The sequence below is a fragment of the Actinomyces israelii DSM 43320 genome, from assembly GCF_000711965.1.
In the GTDB taxonomy this organism is placed as follows: Bacteria; Actinomycetota; Actinomycetes; order Actinomycetales; family Actinomycetaceae; genus Actinomyces; species Actinomyces israelii.
This window is the reverse complement of record NZ_JONS01000024.1, coordinates 1-18,879: the sequence shown is the minus strand read 5'-3', so window position 1 is coordinate 18,879 and position 18,879 is coordinate 1. Positions and strand designations below refer to the sequence as shown.

General features: G+C 73.6%; 18 protein-coding genes. 10 read left to right on the top strand and 8 right to left on the bottom strand.

What is annotated here, in order from left to right; translation table 11 throughout:
* Positions 1 to 16: 16 nt before the first annotated feature.
* Genes O145_RS09570 through O145_RS09555 form a run of 4 tightly spaced genes read right to left on the bottom strand, consistent with a single transcriptional unit; the run spans position 17 to position 4,104 of the window.
* Positions 17 to 1,069, bottom strand: coding sequence for an LmeA family phospholipid-binding protein (locus O145_RS09570; RefSeq protein WP_156966690.1), 1,053 nt, complete (start codon positions 1,067 to 1,069; stop codon positions 17 to 19).
* Positions 1,066 to 1,899, bottom strand: a complete 834-nt coding sequence (locus tag O145_RS09565; protein ID WP_043562459.1) for an FHA domain-containing protein — start codon at positions 1,897 to 1,899, stop codon at positions 1,066 to 1,068. The genes O145_RS09570 and O145_RS09565 overlap by 4 nt, the downstream gene beginning before the upstream one ends.
* A 43-nt stretch (positions 1,900 to 1,942) precedes the next feature.
* Positions 1,943 to 3,334 (bottom strand): hypothetical protein, encoded by a 1,392-nt coding sequence (locus O145_RS09560; protein ID WP_229118487.1) that lies wholly within the window; start codon positions 3,332 to 3,334, stop codon positions 1,943 to 1,945.
* Positions 3,331 to 4,104: a PP2C family protein-serine/threonine phosphatase gene (locus O145_RS09555; protein ID WP_043562458.1), complete on the bottom strand. Its 774-nt coding sequence runs from the start codon at positions 4,102 to 4,104 to the stop codon at positions 3,331 to 3,333. The genes O145_RS09560 and O145_RS09555 overlap by 4 nt, the downstream gene beginning before the upstream one ends.
* Before the next feature lie 213 nt (positions 4,105 to 4,317).
* Here O145_RS09555 and O145_RS09550 point away from each other — a divergent pair, with 213 nt between their 5' ends.
* From O145_RS09550 to O145_RS09510, 9 genes are all read left to right on the top strand, one after another.
* Positions 4,318 to 5,583: a variant leucine-rich repeat-containing protein gene (locus O145_RS09550; protein ID WP_043562457.1), complete on the top strand. Its 1,266-nt coding sequence runs from the start codon at positions 4,318 to 4,320 to the stop codon at positions 5,581 to 5,583.
* A gap of 184 nt (positions 5,584 to 5,767) precedes the next feature.
* Positions 5,768 to 7,039 carry an MFS transporter gene (locus O145_RS09545; RefSeq protein ID WP_043562456.1) on the top strand — a complete coding sequence of 424 codons (1,272 nt, stop codon included), beginning with the start codon at positions 5,768 to 5,770 and terminating at the stop codon, positions 7,037 to 7,039.
* A 158-nt stretch (positions 7,040 to 7,197) separates the two neighbouring features.
* A complete protein-coding gene (locus O145_RS09540; RefSeq protein WP_229118486.1) occupies positions 7,198 to 8,565 on the top strand; it encodes a glycosyltransferase 87 family protein in 1,368 nt (455 codons plus the stop codon).
* Entirely contained in the window at positions 8,534 to 9,718 is a 1,185-nt protein-coding gene (locus O145_RS09535) for an App1 family protein (protein WP_043562455.1), read from the top strand. Before O145_RS09540 ends, O145_RS09535 begins: the two co-directional genes overlap by 32 nt.
* Positions 9,719 to 9,753: 35 nt before the next feature.
* Positions 9,754 to 10,650 (top strand): DUF7668 domain-containing protein, encoded by an 897-nt coding sequence (locus O145_RS09530; protein WP_043562454.1) that lies wholly within the window; start codon positions 9,754 to 9,756, stop codon positions 10,648 to 10,650.
* A 66-nt stretch (positions 10,651 to 10,716) separates the two neighbouring features.
* Positions 10,717 to 11,046 carry a hypothetical protein gene (locus O145_RS09525; RefSeq protein WP_156966689.1) on the top strand — a complete coding sequence of 110 codons (330 nt, stop codon included), beginning with the start codon at positions 10,717 to 10,719 and terminating at the stop codon, positions 11,044 to 11,046.
* A 47-nt stretch (positions 11,047 to 11,093) separates the two neighbouring features.
* Complete coding sequence (locus tag O145_RS09520; RefSeq protein WP_043562452.1) at positions 11,094 to 11,816, top strand: DUF7668 domain-containing protein; 723 nt, start codon at positions 11,094 to 11,096, stop codon at positions 11,814 to 11,816.
* An 885-nt stretch (positions 11,817 to 12,701) separates the two neighbouring features.
* Complete coding sequence (locus O145_RS09515; RefSeq protein ID WP_156966687.1) at positions 12,702 to 13,220, top strand: hypothetical protein; 519 nt, start codon at positions 12,702 to 12,704, stop codon at positions 13,218 to 13,220.
* A 93-nt stretch (positions 13,221 to 13,313) separates the two neighbouring features.
* Entirely contained in the window at positions 13,314 to 13,631 is a 318-nt protein-coding gene (locus tag O145_RS09510) for a hypothetical protein (protein ID WP_043562450.1), read from the top strand.
* Positions 13,632 to 13,668: 37 nt separating this feature from the next.
* Here O145_RS09510 and O145_RS09505 read toward each other — a convergent pair whose 3' ends face one another.
* Positions 13,669 to 14,493: a trimeric intracellular cation channel family protein gene (locus O145_RS09505; RefSeq protein WP_043562449.1), complete on the bottom strand. Its 825-nt coding sequence runs from the start codon at positions 14,491 to 14,493 to the stop codon at positions 13,669 to 13,671.
* Positions 14,494 to 14,717: 224 nt separating this feature from the next.
* Between O145_RS09505 and O145_RS09500 the strand changes: the two genes are divergently transcribed.
* Positions 14,718 to 15,635 carry a cation diffusion facilitator family transporter gene (locus tag O145_RS09500; RefSeq protein ID WP_043562448.1) on the top strand — a complete coding sequence of 306 codons (918 nt, stop codon included), beginning with the start codon at positions 14,718 to 14,720 and terminating at the stop codon, positions 15,633 to 15,635.
* 115 nt (positions 15,636 to 15,750) lie between these two features.
* On the opposite strand, the gene O145_RS09495 is transcribed toward O145_RS09500, so the two are convergent.
* The 3 genes from O145_RS09495 to O145_RS16530 form a co-directional block, all read right to left on the bottom strand.
* Complete coding sequence (locus O145_RS09495; RefSeq protein ID WP_156966686.1) at positions 15,751 to 18,153, bottom strand: hypothetical protein; 2,403 nt, start codon at positions 18,151 to 18,153, stop codon at positions 15,751 to 15,753.
* A gap of 93 nt (positions 18,154 to 18,246) precedes the next feature.
* Positions 18,247 to 18,525 carry a hypothetical protein gene (locus tag O145_RS09490; protein ID WP_156966685.1) on the bottom strand — a complete coding sequence of 93 codons (279 nt, stop codon included), beginning with the start codon at positions 18,523 to 18,525 and terminating at the stop codon, positions 18,247 to 18,249.
* A gap of 54 nt (positions 18,526 to 18,579) precedes the next feature.
* The coding region (locus O145_RS16530) for a transposase (RefSeq protein ID WP_229118485.1) at positions 18,580 to 18,879 on the bottom strand (300 nt) is incomplete at its 5' end.

Genomic DNA, 18,879 nt, shown 5'->3' with positions numbered 1-18,879 from the left:
AGCCCGACGCCCCGGCTCACAGATCGGCGAGCTCGACGTCGGATCCCGACAAGGTCAGCCTCAGCCCTTTGTCGGTCACCGAGACGCGGGTCAGGTTCAGCCCCTGCGGCAGCGAGTCGGCGCCGATCCTGATCTCATGGGTGTCGAGCCCCACATAGGACAGGACGGGACGGCCGAAGACCGTGGCGTCGGTGCCGAGCTCGACGCCGCGGACCGTGACCGACGTGACGTCCAGGAGCAGCCCGCCGTCGTCGGTGACCGACGGCACGATCGTCAGGGAAGCGGCGAGCCCCAGCACGCCGGCGGAGGCGGAGACGGTCCCCGGGGCGTCGTCGGAGCCGGCGGAGCCGGCCTGCACGGTGACGGCCGACATGTTGGGGGCCGCGGCCGCCACCATGGTCGCGACCTGGTCCCAGCCCACCGACGCCGTGGCGTCGACGCGGCCGGCCGGGAAGGGGTCCGACAGGCCGACGGACGTCAGCGAGGCATCGGCGTCGAGCAGCCTGAGACCGCCCCGGGCGGAGCCATCGGGGCCGGCGTCCGCGTCCTGCCCGTCCGCGCCGCCCTTGGAGGCCAGCTCCAGCTCGCCGGCGGTCACGGACAGGGAGTCCAGCTCGCCCCTCAGGACCTGAGGCAGAACAAGACCCTCAGTGGCGACCCGGGCGTCCGAGGACAGCCCGGGCATCGCCGAGCGGACGGTGGAGGCGACCCGGAAGCGGACGTAGAGCTCCGCGCCCGCGCACGCCCCCCCGACCGCCAGGACGAGCACGAGCAGGACGACGACGACCGCCCCGCCCCGACGGCGACGCGGGCGGTCGCGCTGCCGCCCGCCGCTGCTGGCGATGCCGCCGCTGCCGCCGCCATCGGCGCCCGGGACCGCGGGCGGCGGGGCCGCCCGGTCGCCGTCGGCGAGTGCACCCGCGGAAGCCGGCGCGCCCGCGGGGGAAGCCCCCGCGGAGTCGCCGGCCGTCACGCGCAGGGGCCTCCAGTGCCCGCTCCCCGCGGGCGGGCTGTCCCCGGCCCGTCCGCCGCCCGCGGTGGTCCTGTCGTCGCCGGCCACGCCACTCATCTTCTTCCGTCCTCGGCGCCGGCGCGCTTGTCGACGCCGACCGAGGCCGTGCTCGTGCCGGCCTCGCGCGCCGCGATCTCGTTGGCGGCGTGCTCCTGGTCGAGCATGGGGAGGTCCTCGGCGGTCACCATGAGGGTGGCCACGGCGTGCTCCACGAGCGCGGTGCGGCGGTTGGAGGCGGCGCCCCCGGCGCGCCCGCCGCGCAGGCCCCGCACGCCCACGCGGTCGAGCTTCTCGCAGACGTTGTCGAGCTTGCGATTGAACTTGGTCAGCGGCCATCCCAGGCGCGCGGCGGCGGCGGCCGAGGAGGGGATCTCGGCGGCCCCGGTGCCGGCGCGCCGCAGCACCGGCTCGGCCAGGGCCAGGACGAGCAGCAGCTGGGACTTGGTCATCGGGGCCGCGCCGATAGTGGTCTGGCCCGTGGACTGGTGAACGCCGTCGATGCCGGAGAACCGGTCCTCGCCGGCCGTGATGAGATCAATCTCATAGGTCGTGGGCCCCGCCGAGAACGTGAGGATAATTCGCTGGAAGACCAGGGGCAGGCGGGCCCCCGGGGCGAGCCGGGACTGGACCAGCCCGTCGCCGTCGGTCAGCGTCGCCGACAGGCGCGTGCCCTCGTTGGCGATCCACCACAGCCCGCCCTCGTGGGCCAGCACGAGGAAGCGGCGGTGGAGGTAGGGGTTGTCGTCGATGTCGAGGTCCCCGCCGCGACCGATGACGAAGGTCTCGTCGGTGCCGATGCGGTGCACCTCCCCGGAGAAGTCGAGGACCAGCTCGTCGGGGCGGTCCGGATCGACCTCCGGGCGTTCGGTCCAGGTCAGGTCGCTCATATGAGGCCTCCTTCGATTCAGGAGCAGTGTGAGAGGGGGGCGCCTAGATGGGTGGCTCGACCCGCAGCATGACGCCGTCCCCGACGTCCAGCAAGTCTCCCACGTACAGCGGCGTCGGCAGGGCGGCCGCGAGCAGGACCGCGGGGAACCCCGGTCGCAGGAGCACCGTGCCGTTGTTGGAGCCCAGGTCGCGGGCGAGCACGTTCCATCCCGCCGTCGTGATCAGCAGGTGGGAGCGCGAGACCAGGTGGGCGGGGCTGGGCACCTCCAGGAGGAACGCGCCGGGCTCGCCCCCCGGCTGCGGACGCGGTGCGCGCCCGACGACGATGTCGCCGCGCACGGGCACGCTCGTCCCGGTGGGCAGGGTGATCATGGCCAGGACCGGCCGCGGCACCGGGATGAGCCGCCCGCTCAGGGGCGCCGAGCAGCACAGGCAGACCTGCGCGTCCGGCGGGTTGGCGTGACCCGCCACGCAGATGGCCGAGGTGATCATGGGGACGGACTCGGCCTCCCGGACGAGGGTCCCGGTGGCGCCCGAGGACCCTGAGGACCCTGAGGACCCTGAGGACGCAGCCTGCGCCGCCTCCTCGGGCGCAGGCGCCCCGCCCGGAGGCAGCGGCGCCGTGGAGGAGCGCCGCCCGGAACCGGGGCCGCCGTCCCCCTCCGCGGCACGGGGCGGGGCCGGCCCGGACGCGGGGGGCGCCGCAGCACGCCGACGACGGCGCCCCGACCCCGGCTCGGGCTCGGGGTAGCGCGGAATCGGCTCGGGAGGGGGACCGGACGGAGCGGGGTCGGCGGAGCGCGCGGGCGCGGTGCGCGGGGCCTCGCCGTCCGCGAGCGCGTCGGCGCCGGGCTCGACGCTCATGGGCAGGTCGTCGGGGTCGATCCACACGCCGGTCTCCGCCCCGCTCGGGCACTCCGGCGCGTCCGGGCCGGCGGGGGCCGTAGAACCGGCGGGCTCCGGCCCGGACGCCCCTGCGGGTCCGAGGGCGCCTGCGAGCCCGGGTGCGCCGGCGGGCGCCGTCGAGCCGAGGGGGGCCGCGTCCGCGCGCGCGACCGGCGGGGGCTCCGCAGCGGCAGGCACCTGCTGCGAGTGGGCCTGCGGAGGAAAGGTCGGCGGGATGACGGCCGAGTACGTCCCGGCGGTCTCGGGGACGGCCGCGGGCGGCGCATCGGCCGGGCAGCGGAGCCGGGTCGTGCTGGCGGGCTCGTCCGCGGTGACGGCGGAGGCGGGCGTGGGGCGGTTGAGATCCACCGGCCCCCAGGCGTGCCGTCCCTTCGCAGTCGGCGGAGCCGACAGGCCAGTCGAGCCGCCGAGGGCCGCGAGCACCGCCCGCTCCACGTCCCGGGGGGCCTCCGGGGCCAGGAGCGCCTCCCCCCAGCGGCCCGCGACCCGCTTGGGGGCGGCCTCGCCGCCGGCGCCCGCGTCATTCATAGCGCCGACTCCGGGACAAGGTCGACGACCAGGGCAGTGGCGTTGTCGTGGCCACCGGCCTCGAGGGCGGCGGCGACCGCCGCCTCGGCGGTGCGCTGCGGACGCATCCCGGCGCCGAGCACGGTGACCAGGGCCTCGTCGTCGAGCTCGTCGGTCAGCCCGTCGGAGCAGACGAGCAGGCGGTCCCCGCGCTGGGCGGACGCGGTGAACATGTCGGGGACGGCCTCCTGGTTCAGGCCGGCCCCCAGCGCCCGGGTGACTACGTTCTTCCGAGGATCATGGCGGGCCTGGTCGGGCGTGAGCTGGCCCGCGTCGATGAGCGCCTGGACCTGGGAGTGGTCGCGGGACATCTGCGTGAGGGCCCCGTCACGCATGAGGTAGACGCGCGAGTCGCCGATATTGAATGTGATCCACGTCAGCCCCTCGGGCAGCTGGGCCAGGACGGCGCCGGCCACGGTGGCCCCGGGCCGGTGGGCCGCGTGCGAGGGGATGGCGGTCACCGCCTCGCCGGCTGCGAGCATGGCCTCGACAATGACCCGCTCGTCGGTGACCGCGGCACCGGCCAGCGACGCCAGGGCGCCCAGGGCGGCGCGGGTCGCGGCGCGCCCGGCGGCGTGCCCGCCCATGCCGTCCACGACGACGAAGGCGGGCGCCATGGCGAGATAGCCGTCCTCATTGACGGGGCGCGACCGGCCGACGTCGGTGGCCGCGCCGGCGACGGGCACGAGGGCTTCGCCCTGCGGCCGGGGCACGGCCGAGATCTCGCTCATAGACGTCTCCTATACTGGACGGCGGCCGGGGTGCGAGCGCGGCCGACGGCTGAATGGCGCCGACGATACCGTCACGGGCGCAACTCGGCTCACCTCAGGTACGCTCTTGGAGACCGGTACCCACCGGCGACCCGCCCCGTCTCCCTACGAACAACGTCCATACGGCACCAGGTGCGCACGGCGGGAACCGTGAACTCGTGGAGGACTCACCTCATGTCTCAGGCTCAGGACGACCTCGTCGCCGCAGCGAGCAATCCCAATACGGACCTCACAAAGCTGCACGAGCTCGCCAACAACTATCCGGGTCTGCGCCCCTATATCGCAACGAACCCACGTACGTATCCGGCGCTCCTGGAGTGGCTCGGCACGCTCGGCGACCCCGCCGTCGACGCCGCCCTGGCGCGCCGCTACGGTCCCGCGCAGCCTCTGACGACCGCGCCCGCCGACGGCGCCACCCAGATCCTGGCGCCCGGGCAGATCGGGGTGCAGTCCCCCCAGTCCCCGCCCCAGCAGCAGTCGCTCACCGAGACCCAGCGCCAGCAGCCCTTCCAGCCGGAGTACGCCCAGCAGACGCAGACCTTCCAGCAGCCCCAGTACCAGCCCGTCCAGCCGGAGTACGCCCAGCAGACGCAGGCCTTCCAGCAGCCCCAGTACCAGCCCGTCCAGCCGGGGTACGCCCAGCAGACGCAGGCCTTCCAGCAGCCCCAGTACCAGCCCGTCCAGCCGGGGTACGCCCAGCAGACGCAGCCCTTCCAGCAGCCCCAGTACCAGCCCGTCCAGCCGGAGTACGCCCGGTCCGCCCAGTCCGCCCAGCAGGCCCCTGAGGGGGTGTTCGGCGTCGGCGAGGCGGCCGAGGAGGAGACCGGGCCCCGTCCGACCCTGTGGCTGTGGATCCTCGGCGCCGTCGCCGTCGTCGCCGTCGTCGCCGTCGTCGTGTGGTTCATCCTGTCGAACCACGGCGGCGGTGACTCCGCCGACGACAACTCGGCCGACAGCCCCGTGGCGACCACGCAGAGCGAGCCCTCCAAGGCCGCCCCCTCGAAGAAGGCCTCCCCCTCGGCCGCCCCGACGCCCTCGGCCACCCCGACGCCGAAGATCACGGCGCCCGCTCCGGCCAATGCCATCGAGCTGTCCGCCTTCACCGCCCCCAGCGGCAATATCACCTGCACGCTGACGGAGGACTCGGTCACCTGCACCATCAACGAGCACAACTTCACGCCCACGGACGCCTCCTGCAGGAACTCCGCGAGCTCGCCGGTGACCTGGACCGTCAAGAAGGACGGCAGCGCCACCAGCAGCTGCGGTGGCTCCTTCAGCAGCGCGGGCGCCCAGCTCCAGTACGGCTCGGCCGCGAAGAACGACTCCTTCGCCTGCACCTCCTCGGAGAACGGCGTCGAGTGCTGGAGCCAGATCACCGGCCAGGGCTTCAAGGTGTCCCGCGACGACTCTCGGGGCACGTCCAAGTCCGCCCAGCACTGACCAGCACTGACCAGCACCGGCCGGCACCGATCCGGCGTACCGACCGGCGCGGACGCCGGCACCGCCCCGCGTCCGCCGGCCGTCCGACCCGCCGGCCGCTCAACGGCGCTGTCCCCAGGAGCGCTGCCGTCCCTCATCACCCCGTGGGCGCGGCCCACGGCCGACCAGACAGGCCCACCGACCCATGTCCTCCACCTACGGTCGCATCCTGCGCATCCCCGGCGCCGCCGCCTTCTCCGTCGCAGGGCTCCTGGCGCGGTTCCCCATGTCCATGCAGGGGATCGCCACCATCCTGGCCGTCCAGGCCCTGTACGGCAGCTACTCGGCGGCCGGGGCCGTCTCCGCGGTCAACATCGTCGCGGCCGCCGTGGGCGCGCCCCTGCTGGCGCGGCTGGTGGACGAGCACGGGCAGTCCAGGGTGATGGTGCCGGCGCTGACGGTCTCCGGAGCGTCCATGCTCGGACTCATCCTCGCCGCCCGGGCGCACGCCGACCTGCGGGTCCTCATGGCGCTGGCGGCGCCGGCCGGCGGCCTGTCCGGCTCCATGGGCTCGCTCGTGCGCTCGCGGTGGACCACGGTGACCACCCGCCCGGAGGACGTGCACACGGCCTTCTCCCTCGAGGCCGCCCTCGACGAGGTCGCCCTCATTATCGGGCCGGTCCTGACCACGGCCCTGTGCACCTCGCCGGCTCTGCCGGTCACCACCGGCTGGATCGCGTCGCTGGCCCTCCAGCTCGCCGGCGGGCTGTGGTTCCTGTCGCAGCGCCGGACCGAGCCCACGCCCCACCGGCGGCGCCGGCGTCGTGCGGAGGCGCCGGGCGAGCCGCGGGAGGGGCCCGCCGGGGATGACGGCGCCCGGCGCCCGAACAGGCCGGTGGTGCGCCACGGCGCGGTGCTCGTCGTCCTCGTGGCCTTCCTGTTCTCCGGGGCCATGTTCGGCGCCAGCGACGTCGCCTCGGTGGCCTTCGCCACGGAGGCCGGGCGCAAGTCGGCCTCGGGAGCCCTGCTGGCGGCGTGGTCGGCGGGGTCGCTGGTGGCCGCGCTCGTCTACGGGGCGCGCTCGTGGAGGTGGCCCCTGTGGAAGCAGTTCCTGACCGGCACCGCGGCGCTGTCCATCGGCGCCTCGCTCCTGCCGCTCGCGCCGGGGCTGGTGGTGCTCGGCGCGCTCATGGCCACCACCGGCATGGCGATCGCCCCGACCATCACCACCGGAAACAACATCGTCCAGGTCTCCGTGGCGCCCTCCCAGCTCACCGAGGGGCTGGCGTGGATCAGCACGTCGCTGAGCGTCGGGGTGTCGCTGGGCTCGTTGCTGGGCGGTCGCGTGGTGGACGCCGAGGGCGCTCACGGCGGCTACCTGCTGGCCGCCGGGTGCGCCTGGCTCGCCACGGCGGCGACCCTGGCGGGGCTGCGGGTCCTGCGCCGGGCGCGCGCGCACGCCAGCCTGCCCCGCTGAACCCCGTCGAGATAGACATTTTCGTACGAGATAGACGGTGTCACCGTCTATCTCGTACGAAAATGTCTATCTCGACGGCGGAGGATCGAGGAGCGTGGAGCCGGGCCGCTCTCGCGCCGAGGAGGAGCGTCCGAGGGCGGCGCCGTAGACTCCGGCGGGTGGACGAGAGCACGCGGAACAAGACGACCGGCTCCCGCCTCGGTGCGCTCCGGCTGCTGATCTCCGGCCCGGCCCAGGCCCTGGGCTGGGCCGCCCTTCTGTCGAGCGCCTACCCCTGGCTGTGGGGCAAGGACGGCGTCCCGACGTTCAAGCTCGACGCATGGGTCTACTACCATGCCGTCGCCCAGTGGCACGCCGGCGGGAGCCTGTACGACTGGTACGCCAACCCCGGCGAGCACCTGTGGCCCTTCACCTACCCGCCCTTCGCGGCCTGGGCGCTGAGCCCCCTGACCTGGGGCAGCGACCGGGCCGCCCAGGTGATCATGGTGCTGGCCACACCGGTGTGCACCGCGGCGACGGCGTGGGCGACCATGCGCGCCCTGGGGGCCGAGCGCCGGATCGCGCTGGCGACGGCGCCGTGGCTGGCCCTGGCCGGGGTGCTGTTCCTGGAGCCGATCTACAAGACCATGGAGTACGGGCAGGTCAACGCGATCCTCATGGCGCTGGTCGCCGTCGACCTGCTGGCCGCGCCCGAGGGGGCGCGCTGGCGCGGTGCGGGCGCAGGGCTGGCGGCGGCCTTCAAACTGACGCCGGCCATCGCGGTGCTCGTCCTGGTGGCGCGCCGCGAGTGGCGGGCCGCGGCCACCATGGTCGCGACGGCGGCGGGGGCGACGGCCCTGTGCTGGGCGGTGTGGCCCGCCGAGTCCGCGCAGTTCTTCTTCTCCGCCATGCTCGACCCCTCCCGCGCGGGCTTCCCCGAGTACGCCGGCAACCAGAACCTCAAGGGCGCCGCCGCCCGCTGGCTGCCCGAGCAGGCCTGGAACCCGGCGTGGGCGCTCGCCGTCGTCGTGGTCGGGCTGGGGGCCTGGCTGCTGCTGCGCCGGCTGACGGCCCTGGCGGCCCTCGGCGGAGCGCGGTCGCCCGACGGCGGTCTCGTCCTGTTGCTGCAGGTGAGCACCGCCATGGCGGCGGGCCTGCTGATCTCGCCGATCTCCTGGTCGCACCACTGGGTGTGGTGCCTGCCCGCCCTCATGGCGCTGGCGACGGCGGCGTGGCGCTGGTACTCCCCCGCCCTGGCGACCACCACCCTGACGGGCGCGGCCGTGTTCGCCCTGGCGATGCAGTGGTGGTTCCCGGGGCAGAACCACCTGGAGAAGGAGTGGCCCTTCGCCGTCACCGTCGTCGGCTCGTCCTACACCTGGTGGGCGCTGGCGACCGGAGCCACGCTGTGGGCGGTGGCGGGGCGCCTCGTGCGTGCGCGCGCGCCGCGGAGCGCTCCATCCGGCTGGGGCCCGGCGGGCCACGGGCGGGCCCCAGGCCCCGTAAGATCGGCCCGTGCCACTTTTCGACGTCATCCGTGCCGTTGAGGACCGGTTCCACCGGGACATGATCCCCGTACTCAAGCGGCGCGGCTGGCGTCCGCGCGTCATCGCCTACGACGGCTACGGCTCCGCCGGTCCCGCCGTCTCCGGGCGCGCGGCCCACAGCCCCGCCAGCGTGGGGGACGACGGCGGGGCGGCGCCGTCGGACATGGCCCGGGTGCTCGCACGCATGGTGCTGCGCCCGCGCGACGCCCCCGCCGAGGGCCCGCTGTTCCGCTCGGTGCCTGAGGAGATGCCGATGACGGCGCGCGGTGTGCGGGACGTGCGCGAGCTGGCCGCCACCAACCTCCTGGAGGCCCAGCGCGGCTGGCGCCTGTTCGTGGACGCGCCCGTGCCCTACCTGCCCGTGACGATCCGCTTCGGGGCGGTGAGCGTGCGCACCCGGGCGGACCACGACGGCTACGTCGACGTCGTCGTGCGCGGGCACGGGCTGGGGGCCGGCTGGCACGAGGCGCGCATCGAGGCGACCGGCGCCGGCACGGTCAGCACCCGGATCCTGGTGGTGGCGCCCGGGCCGCGCCTGGGCATCGTCTCCGACATCGATGACACGGCCATGGTCTCGCACGTGCCGCGCATGTTCGTCGCCGCCTGGAACCAGCTGGTGAAGTACACCTCCTCGCGCGAGCCGGTGCCGGGGATGGCAGCGCTGCTCACCCGGGTCAAGCAGGCGCACCCGGGCACGCCCGTCATCTACCTGTCCACCGGCGCGTGGAACGTCGTGCCCACCCACCGCTCCTTCTTCGAGCGCCACGGCTTCCCGGCGGGCCCGATGCTCATGACCGACTGGGGACCGACCAACACCGGCCTGTTCCGCTCGGGGATCGAGCACAAGCGCACCGAGCTGCGGCGCCTCATGATCGACCTGCCCGACGTGACCTGGCTCCTGGTGGGCGACGACGGCCAGCACGACCCGCTCATCTACGGCGAGGCGGCCCGCGAGCACTCCGATCGGGTGGCTGCGGTGGCGGTGCGCCGGCTGACGCCGACCGAGCAGGTGCTGGCGGGCACGCAGCTCGCCCACCCCATGGGCCTGGGGCCGGAGGCGCGCACGCTCGCCGAGGCGGACGTGCCCGTGGTCGTCGGCGCGGACGGCTACGAGCTGGCCCGGCTGCTGCCTCCCGAGATCCTCCGCGCGTGAGGGCGCGGTGCCGGTGGGCGCGGTGAGATGCCTGGATGGCTGAGGAGCGGGAGGAGCCGATGACCGTGGAGGCGCCGTCGGGGCTTGCGGGGGCTGTTGGGCGGGTGGTGGACCGGGTGGCCGAGCGGCGGTGGGGCGAGGTGGAGACCGCGGCGCGCGGGGGTGCCGGGGGTGTCGGGGGTGTCGGGGGTGTCGACTGGGCGCGGGTGGGCGCCGAGATGGATGCTGAGATGGATGCTGGGACGGGCTCCGAGGGGGTGGGGTTCCTGTTTCTGCCGATGCACCTGGATCTCATTGTGCGGTGCGAGGCGCTCGTGGGCGGGGGGTACGGGTTCTGGTGCCCCCTGTGGACGTCGCGGGGTCCTTCGCGCCTGGGGGTGGGCGGGGTGGCGCGCCGGGGTCCCGACGGCGGCTGGCGGTGCGTCGTCCATCGTGTCGGCGCGGCGGACGACGACGGCGGGTCCGGGCCCGGGGCCGGTGGTACCGGACTCGGGACCAGGGCCGCCGGCGTCGGCGGTTCCGACGGCGGCGGTGGTGCCGGCGGCGGCGGTGGTGCCGGCGGGTCCGGGTGTGGCGGCCGCGCCGCCGGCGGGGGGCGTCTTCCGGGCGGGCTTGTGGAGCTGGTGCGGGTGATGGTGGACCGCGTCGCCGCGGCGGACTGGGAGGGTGTGGCCCGGGTGGCGGAGGTCTACCCGGGGGCGCGGGCGGGCATGGCCGAGGCCCTGGCGGCCTTTGGGCGCACGTGTCTGCCGCTGCCCGACGACTTCGTCTCGGTGGTCCAGTGCTGGCCCCGGGGCGACGGCGGGATCCGGCTGGCGTGCCCCCTGTGGACCGTGGAGGACGGTGTGGCGGACCTGGAGGTCCACGGCGAGGCGCTCCGCGGACCGGGCGGCGCCTGGCGGTTGCGGCTCGTCGGCGTGGTCATGGGCTGAGCGCGCGGGGTGGCCGGATAATCGGATGAGGATGGATGAGCGGATGGAGGGACGTATCGGATGCACATGGTGATCAGGCACTCCGGGGTCAGGGGCACCGCGGGCTACTGCCGCGGCCGGGCGCCCGCGATCGACCTGGAGGGCTCGCCCAACGTGCCGGGGACCGCCTGGTACCGGGCGGCGCTGGTGCAGGGTGCGGCGGTGGGCACCTGCTACGCCGATGAGCGGCAGGTGGCGGCCGACGCGCTGCGGGCCGCGGGGCTGGGCGAGGCGGAGGTGGCCGAGGCCGTGGCCGCGGCGGACGCCTACTTCATGGGGAGTCTGGGCCTGGCCATGACGACGCCCGTCCGCGCCCCGGGCCTGAGGTGGAGGCATCAGCGGGTGGGACAGGCATGAGCGGCGGCTGGTCCCCGCCGGGGCTCCCCAGGCCCTCCGGGCTTTCGATGGCGGTCAGGATCGTGGTCGATCTGGTGGCCGCCGGCCGGTGGGACGCCCTGGGCGGGATCGTCCCGGCGGGGTGCCGGTGGGAGGAGGTGCGGGCCGCGGTCGAGGAGCAGGCCCGGGGTCGGGGGCTGCTGGCCCTGCCCGAGAACCTCGCCCTGATCCTGCGCTGCTCCTCGGCATCGGACGACGGCGGGCGCTATCGGTTCGCCTGCCCCCTGTGGAGCCGGACCGGGGCCCTGGACCTGGAGCTGACCGGCACCGCCGCCAGGGACCCCAACGGCCTGTGGCGGATCACCTCGCTCGAAGCACCGATACAGCAGGCGCAGTCGCGGTGCGATCAGGGCTTCCCGCGGGTGCCGCCGTCGGAAAGTGTGTCCGAGGGCGACCCGATTCCGGACAGCGTCGTCGAGCCCCTGCGGCGGTGCATGGACCTCCTGGCGGCGCGCAGCTGGGAGGCGCTGGAACAGGCCGCCCCGGACAGCCGGAGCGCGTGGAGCGACGTCGACCGGGTGCTGGACGACTACGGGCGCACCTACCTGCCCGTGCCGCAGGACTTCACCCGCCTCGTGTACTGCATCCGCACCCGCGACGGCAGCTACTTCCTGGAGTGCCCCATGTGGACCGCCCAGGAGGGGCGCTCCGACCTCGAGGCCCAGTGGAAGGCCACCCAACGCCCCGACGGATCCTGGAACCTGAACCTCCAAGACGTCCTTGTGCCCTGATTCACGCCGCACGCGCCCCGGCCCCGAAGCCCCCGCAGAGGGCCCGCCTCGTCCCAGACGACCCCGCGCGTACCGAGCCGCCGAGCAGAATGATCAGAATATGAGCAAGAACCTGGAAGTATCCTGGGACGACGGCGGAGAGCAGAAGGCCGTCCGCGGCGAGTCCTCCTCGCTCGCCACGGACAGAATCGGCATGCTCGACGAAATGGCCCGCACCGCCGTCACCATTGAGGGCGACGGCGTTCAGGTCGGCATTGGCGGAGGAAACGAGGGGCGCGTCATCGCCTACTTCACCAGGGACAGCTGGAACTTCTTCAATCTGGTCGGCGACCCGCGGGCGGAGGGCTCATCCGAGCTTGTCGCGGGAGGGCAGCCCGGAGATTTCGACCGCAGGCACATTGTCGATGCGCCCACCGCCATCTCCGCCGTGCGCAAGCTCATTGACGACGGCGCCCCGACGGACCACCTGTGGGAGGAGCAGGACGGACGTGAGTCTCCCCCGCGCGCCCCGGATAAGGACGTTGAGGGAGTGGCCGCCGCCGGCCGCCCAGCCGGTCTCCCCCTATCCCGGAGCCAGTCACCGAGACGACCGACTCCAGTCCACCAGGGGCGGCCCGCAGGCGCCCACCAGCCTCCACGAACCGATCTCGACGCGGAGCCCGACCGACCTCGACGAAAAGGGACGGCTGGGACGGCCAGGGGCGGCGAGGAGCGAGCAGGCGGGCGCGGCGCCTGGGAGCGCGGCCGGGCGGCGAGATCCGGCTGGGCTACGACAGGAGATTCCTGTCGATTCCCATCGTCCCGCCGCCGAAGGCTCTTCTGCGCTCGCGGACCAGCCGTGCCCGGGACTGGGCCATCGAGTACACGCGCACCCTGCCGCCGCAGGTGGTGGGACGGGTGCGAGCGGTCGCCGACGCCGTCTCGCTACGCGACTGGGAGCGGGCCGGGGCGCCGACCAGCGGCAACCGCCTGGACTGGGACCAGGCGGACGCCTTCATAACGACCTACGCCCTACAGCCCTGCACCACAGTGCCCGACGAGCTCACCCAGGACATGTTCGCCGCCCCGGTGACTCCGGAAGGCTGCTGGATCGACTGCCTGCCGTGGACCGAGCGGGAGCGCCCCAGCGACGTCGAGATCTCCCTGAAGATCACCCCCGACCCGGGCGCACCCGACGGCCTGAGAGCCAGTCTCGCCCGCATGCGCGCCGTCGGCTTCCGCTACCCCGGACGCTGCGACCAGCGCCCCCGCCCCGCGGTGCCCGCCTGGACCACGCTCATTCGAACTCATCTGAGCTCATCTGACCACGAGCAGGGCCTAGATGATTGGCCGGAACGCTTGCTACGCCCCTTTGCCCCTTACTACGCCCCTTACGGCCGTACAGTAAGGAGCAAAGGAGCGTAGTAAGCGACGTCCGGTCCGACACAGTCCGGGCCCGGAGCATCCCGCGGCCAGTAGGCTCTGCCCCAGTACCGCCACCAGCGTGAGGAGATCGCCATGGCCAGCAAGCTGCCCTTCATCATCGGCCTGGGAGCCGGCTACGTGCTGGGGACGCGGGCCGGCCGCGCCCAGTACGAGCGCTTGAAGTCCGCCGCCTCCCGAGCCGCGTCGCGGGTCGCCGAGCGCCCCTTCGTGCGGGACAAGGTCGATGCCGCGTCCGCCCGGGCCGGCCAGTTCGTGCGCCGGCAGGGCGAGGCCGTCACCGACAAGGTCGCCGACGCCGTCAAGGACCGCCTCTTCCGCAGCCCGACGGAGCGCACCGCCCCGGCTCCCGCCGTCCACGTCGACGACGCCGAGGTCCGCCCCATCGACTGAGTCCGGGCCCGGATCGGCGGACTCGCTCCCGGCCCGCTCACAGGTCCTCGACGTCGAGGGGCTTGCGCCGGCGCAGCGGCCGGGGCGCCTGACGGCGCGACAGCAGCGCCCGGCGCCAGCCCGAGCGCACCGTGCCGCCGTAGCGGCCCGCCAGACCCCGGGCCCGAGCGGCGAGGGTCGGATCGCCGGCCGCCAGCCGCTCGGCACGACGTCGTTCCCGGTCTCCCGCCACCGGCAGCCGCCAGGAGCGCCAGTAGGCCAGCAGGCAGGTGCTGGCGCCGACCAGCGTGGCCGCCAGCAGCGCGTAGGCCTCCGGAAGGCCCCCGCGGACGACGCCGACCGCCGTCCCCGCTGCGCACAGGGCGGGAACGGCGTAGAGCTTGTTGCCGCCGAACACGGCCGGGGTCTCCCCCACGGACACGTCGCGGATCATGGAGCCGCCCACCGCCGTCAGGCAGCCCAGCAGCAGCGCGGGCATGACGCCCAGCCCGTTGTCCAGCGCCTTGGCGGCGCCGGTGGCGGCCCAGGTGCCCAGGACGACGGCGTCGGCGACGACGAGGAAGCGGTGGGCGAGGCGGGAGGTGAAGGGCACCCACCAGGCGACCAGGGCGCCGGCGCAGGCGGTGTAGAGGTAGTACGGGTCGGTCAGCGCGAAGGGCGGGCCGGCCTGGATCATGACGTCCCGCAGGATGCCGCCGGCGGTCGCGGTGAGGATGGCCAGGACGACGAAGCCCACCAGGTCGAAGTTCTTGCGCCGGGCGATCAGCCCGCCGAGGATGCCGTTGAGGAGCACGCCGGACAGGTCGAGGATGCGGAAGGTCTCCGGCAGCGTGTCCGGGACCGCGAGCTGGGCGGGGAGCACGCCGCCACCCTACCGACACCCCGTGATTTTCCCGCGCCCCGCGCGGCAACGGCGCCCTCGCGACGCGGCCCGGGCCCGCGACCCCTCTGTCCCCCCCCCTTCCCCCCTTCGCCGAGATCGGTTCACTTCCGCGCCGAGATCGGTCCGGGACGCCCGTAGCCCCAGGAGGCACTCACCTCGGTCGCGGCTGGACCCGGTGGGCCGGCATCGGCGAGACTCGGGGAATGCCATCGACCCGCTACGCCCCGCCCAAGGATCTGAGCGCCTACGCCTGGCTGTCCATCGGGGCGGCGGTGGCGACCATCGCCCTGAAGGCCTTCGCGGCCTGGCTGACCGGCTCGGTGGGGCTGCTCTCCGACGCCGCGGAGTCGGTGGTCAACCTGGTGGCGGCCGTCGTGGCGCTCATCGTCCTGAAGATCTCGATCAAGCCTGCCGACGACGACCACCAGTTCGGCCACTCCAAGGCCGAGTACTTCTCGGCGATCATCGAGGGCGTCATGATCTTCGTGGCGGCCGCCTTCATTATCATCTCCGCGATTCAGCGGCTCATCGTCCCCGTCATGCCCGAGCGGCTGAGCGTGGGCCTGCTCATCTCCGTGGGGGCCTCCGTGGTCAACGGGGCCGCCGCCTGGGTGCTGCACCGGGTGGGCAAGCGCGAGCGCTCGGCGACGCTGGTGGCCGACGCCAGGCACCTGGCCACCGACGTCGTCACCTCCGTGGCGGTCCTGGTGGGCGTGGGGCTCGTGGCGCTCTTCAGCTCGCCCATGCTCGACGCGGTGGTCGCCCTGGGGGCGGGCCTGAACATTATGTGGACCGGGTTCAAGCTCATTAAGGAGTCCGTGGGCGGTCTCATGGACGTGGCGCCCAGCCGGGAGGCGCAGGCGCGGATCGAGGCGGTGCTGGAGCGGTACCACGACGACGGGCGGATCGGCTTCCACGCGGTGAGGGTGCGCGAGGCGGGCAACCGGCGCTTCGCGGACATGCACGTGCTGGTGCCGGGCACGTGGAGCGTGAAGGAGGGGCACGACTTCACCGAGCGCGTGATCGACGAGCTGGTCGCGGTGGACCCGAACCTGCGGGTGTCGGCCCACCTGGAGCCCATTGAGGACCCCAAGAGCTACGAGGACGTCGAGGACGTCTGAGCCCTTTTCGCCGAGATCGGTCGTATTCCGGCTCGAGATCGGTCCGGGAACCGATCTCGAGCCGGAATACGACCGATCTCGGCGAAAGCGGGGCGAGGCGCGCCCCAGGGCCCGCTCACGCCTCATCGCCGGCCATGCTGGGCACGACCAGGCCCTCTGAGGGCTCGACCCAGGTGCCCACCGGCAGCGAGGCCTGGACGGGCCGGCCCGCCGGCAGGTCGGGGTCCAGCCCGAGCGCTTTCAGGAAGGGCCAGGGCTGTCCCGGGTCGTGGCGGACCGGCGTCAGCCGCATGGCGACGTCCTCGAGCTCCCACACCGGGGCCCAGGCCTGCACGGTCATGCCGCCGGGGGCCCGCATCGACAGGCGGGCGGCGGTACCGACCACCGCCCGCACCGCCGCGGGCGCGCCGCGCCAGAAGGCGCGCGCCCGCACCACCAGCCGGTCGGTCGACACGACCTCCTCCTTCCGCAGCACTCCCGCCCAGCGGCCCGGCAGCCCGTAGCCGTTCGGCCGGTCCGGGGCGAAGCCGTTGGGACACCGGGCGGTGAAGGGCGCGAAGCCGATGAGGGTCTCCTGCCTGATGCGGGGAGGGACCTTCGGCGCGAGGTAGGACTGCCAGAGCAGGCCGTCCACCCACTCGTACGTGCCGGCCATGAGCGGGCCGGTCCACCCGTCCGGCCAGTCGGGGAGCACCGCCCGCGGGCCGGGACCGGTGGCGTCCGGGAGGAATGCCACGACGGCGCACCGCCCGCCGAGGTCCAGGTGGGCGCCCGCGTGCCCGCCGCCCTCGGGCGCGCAGGTGAAGCAGCGCACTCCCACGCGCACCGCCCGCAGGTCCGTCACGGGAACGGGGGCCGGGCGCCCACTGCCCGTCTCACGGATCCAGGCGGTGCCGTCGACGACGCCGACCACCTCCACGCGCTCGCCGTTGACCACGCCCGCCGTCTCCAGCCGGGTCCCCGCCGTGACTGGGCCGGGGTCCTCCCAGGCGTCCAGGTCCCGTGACCTGGAGAAGCCCTCCGGGCAGGGAGCGCTCAGGGGCGCCACCCGCACCCAGCGCCCGTCCGGGCGGGGTACGGCCTGGTAGCCGGTGTCAGCGCAGAAGTCCCCCGCGTGCAACCCCAGACCGTCTCCCCCGGCGCGCAGGCCGAAGGCGGGGTCGACGACCATGCCGGTGGGCCACCAGGTAAGGTCCGTAACGGACCGGCCCGCGATCTTGCGCAGCATGCGTCCGGGGTCCGCGAGGAGCGCGGCGCTCCCCGGCAGTCGGTCCTCGAGCCCGGGCCGGCCCGCCGCGGCCACCGGACCAGCCGGCGGGGAGGGTGGTTCCGGGCTCTCAGCAGGCGGGTGCGGGGTGACGTCCTCATACCCGCTGGCCCCGACCGCCATCCAGGTGGGGACATTGTCGGAGTCGCGCGGGAAGAGTCTGAGCTCGTTGGCGTACTCGACCGGCGCGACCCCCGGGTGCTGAAAACAGGGGCGGGCGAGCCAGTCGTAGTCGGCGTGCAGGACGCCGTCTGCGGCGCCCATCCGCAGCCGCGCACTGGTCCACGCCCCGCGGCCGGGCTCGGCCCGGGCCTCGCGCAGCCGTTCGACGGCACCGGCGGTCGCCCCGTGGAGCGCCACGAACCTCTGGCGTCCGTCGATCGCGACCCGGACCTCCGCCTGCAGCAGCGTCCCGAGGCCGGCCAGGGTGATCTCCAGCCGGGAGCCTCCGTGATCGGCGAGCCACCGGGCCAGATACTCCTGCGCCCGCGCATGCGCCCCTTCCGCCGCGGCGGGCACCGGCCCCGACGGCGAAGGGCGGCGCGGTCCGCGCGGAGGCGCCAGCACGGTCACAGGGCCGCCAGCATCATCCATACCGCCCGCCGCACCTCCAGGCTCCCAGGCACCGCCCTCGGCACCAGCGCGCTCAGCCGCCCCGGTCTGCGCGGCGCCGACCTCCAGACGGGCACCCGGGAAGCCCGGCTCCTTCCAGCTGCGGCCCTGCCGCTCGGCATTGTTGTTGAAAAGGGTGAGCGGGACCCGACTCATGACGACACCGTCGAGCTCCGAGACGTCCACGGCGCAGGCGAGACGAGGACGTCCTGCCCCGCCACCCCCGGCGGCCGCCTCCTCCCGGTCGCAGACCCACGCCCGCCTTCCCCAGGCCTCCTGAACATCCACCGCAATGCCGTCGACAACAGCGGTAGCCCGCCCGCGGAAGCCCCGCACGTCTTTCGAGATCCAATTGATACGCCTGCCCCACGCCCGCCGCTCAGGCAGGGGGTAGAAGTACCTGGGACACGGAAGGTCATCGGGCACCATGAACCATGTGGGCATGGGAAGCACCCCCCGCGGGGGCCCCGCAAGGCCTGTGCGGCCCTCACCCTGCCAGCAAACACGATCGGTGGGGAGCCGCATGAGCGGCCAGCCCGGCACCTCCTCGTCAAGAAGCCGCAGACCGTCCTCCAGGTAGTCCCCGACCCACACCGGGACGACCACCGGCAGCGTGCTGCCTGATTCCTCAGAGTACACAACACTCCTTCCCGCAAGAGCCTATCCGGCCCGAGCCCACATTCGCCCAAAGCCCACCGGAAGCACCCGAGGCACGACGACACCCCCCTCAGCCTACGACCACTCCAGGACGTCGCCGTCAACACGCACGACCTCGCTTCGCGCCTCAGAGGGAGCCCGGATATACAGAGCCGGATCATCAAAATCAATATCCACTTCGCCCTCGATCTCCCGAAGCTCTACATCATCGGTCAGATACTCGGTCGCCCGCGGCGACCGCACAAGGACACTCAGTTGCGCAGCATCCGTGCTCAGTGCCACCCTGGCACCGTTGTCGAGCTGCCAGGTCTCCCGCCCAACCGGCTCTCCGTACACATCGCTCAGGGCCTTCACGTACTCCTTATACACCGGATCTCCTCGGCGCACACGAAGAAGATATGGCTGGAATTAAACAAGATCGGTGTGTGGCGGTGTGACTGGGAGGTGCTCGAAGTCGTAGTCGAAGGTGCGGTTGGTGATGTAGGCGGTGAAGGCCGCGAAGGTGTTCTCCGGGGTGTGGGGGTGGAGGTTGGCGATATTGTTCTTGGCGGCGTTCCACACGTGTTCTGTGGGATTGTGATCGGGGGCGTACGGGGGCATGTAGATAGGCATGATGCGCTCCAGAGCCTGGCCGGGGGCATAAAGATCGTTCAAAGCCTTGGCGTGGTGGAACCTGGCGTTGTCCAGGACGACCGCGATCTTCTTTTT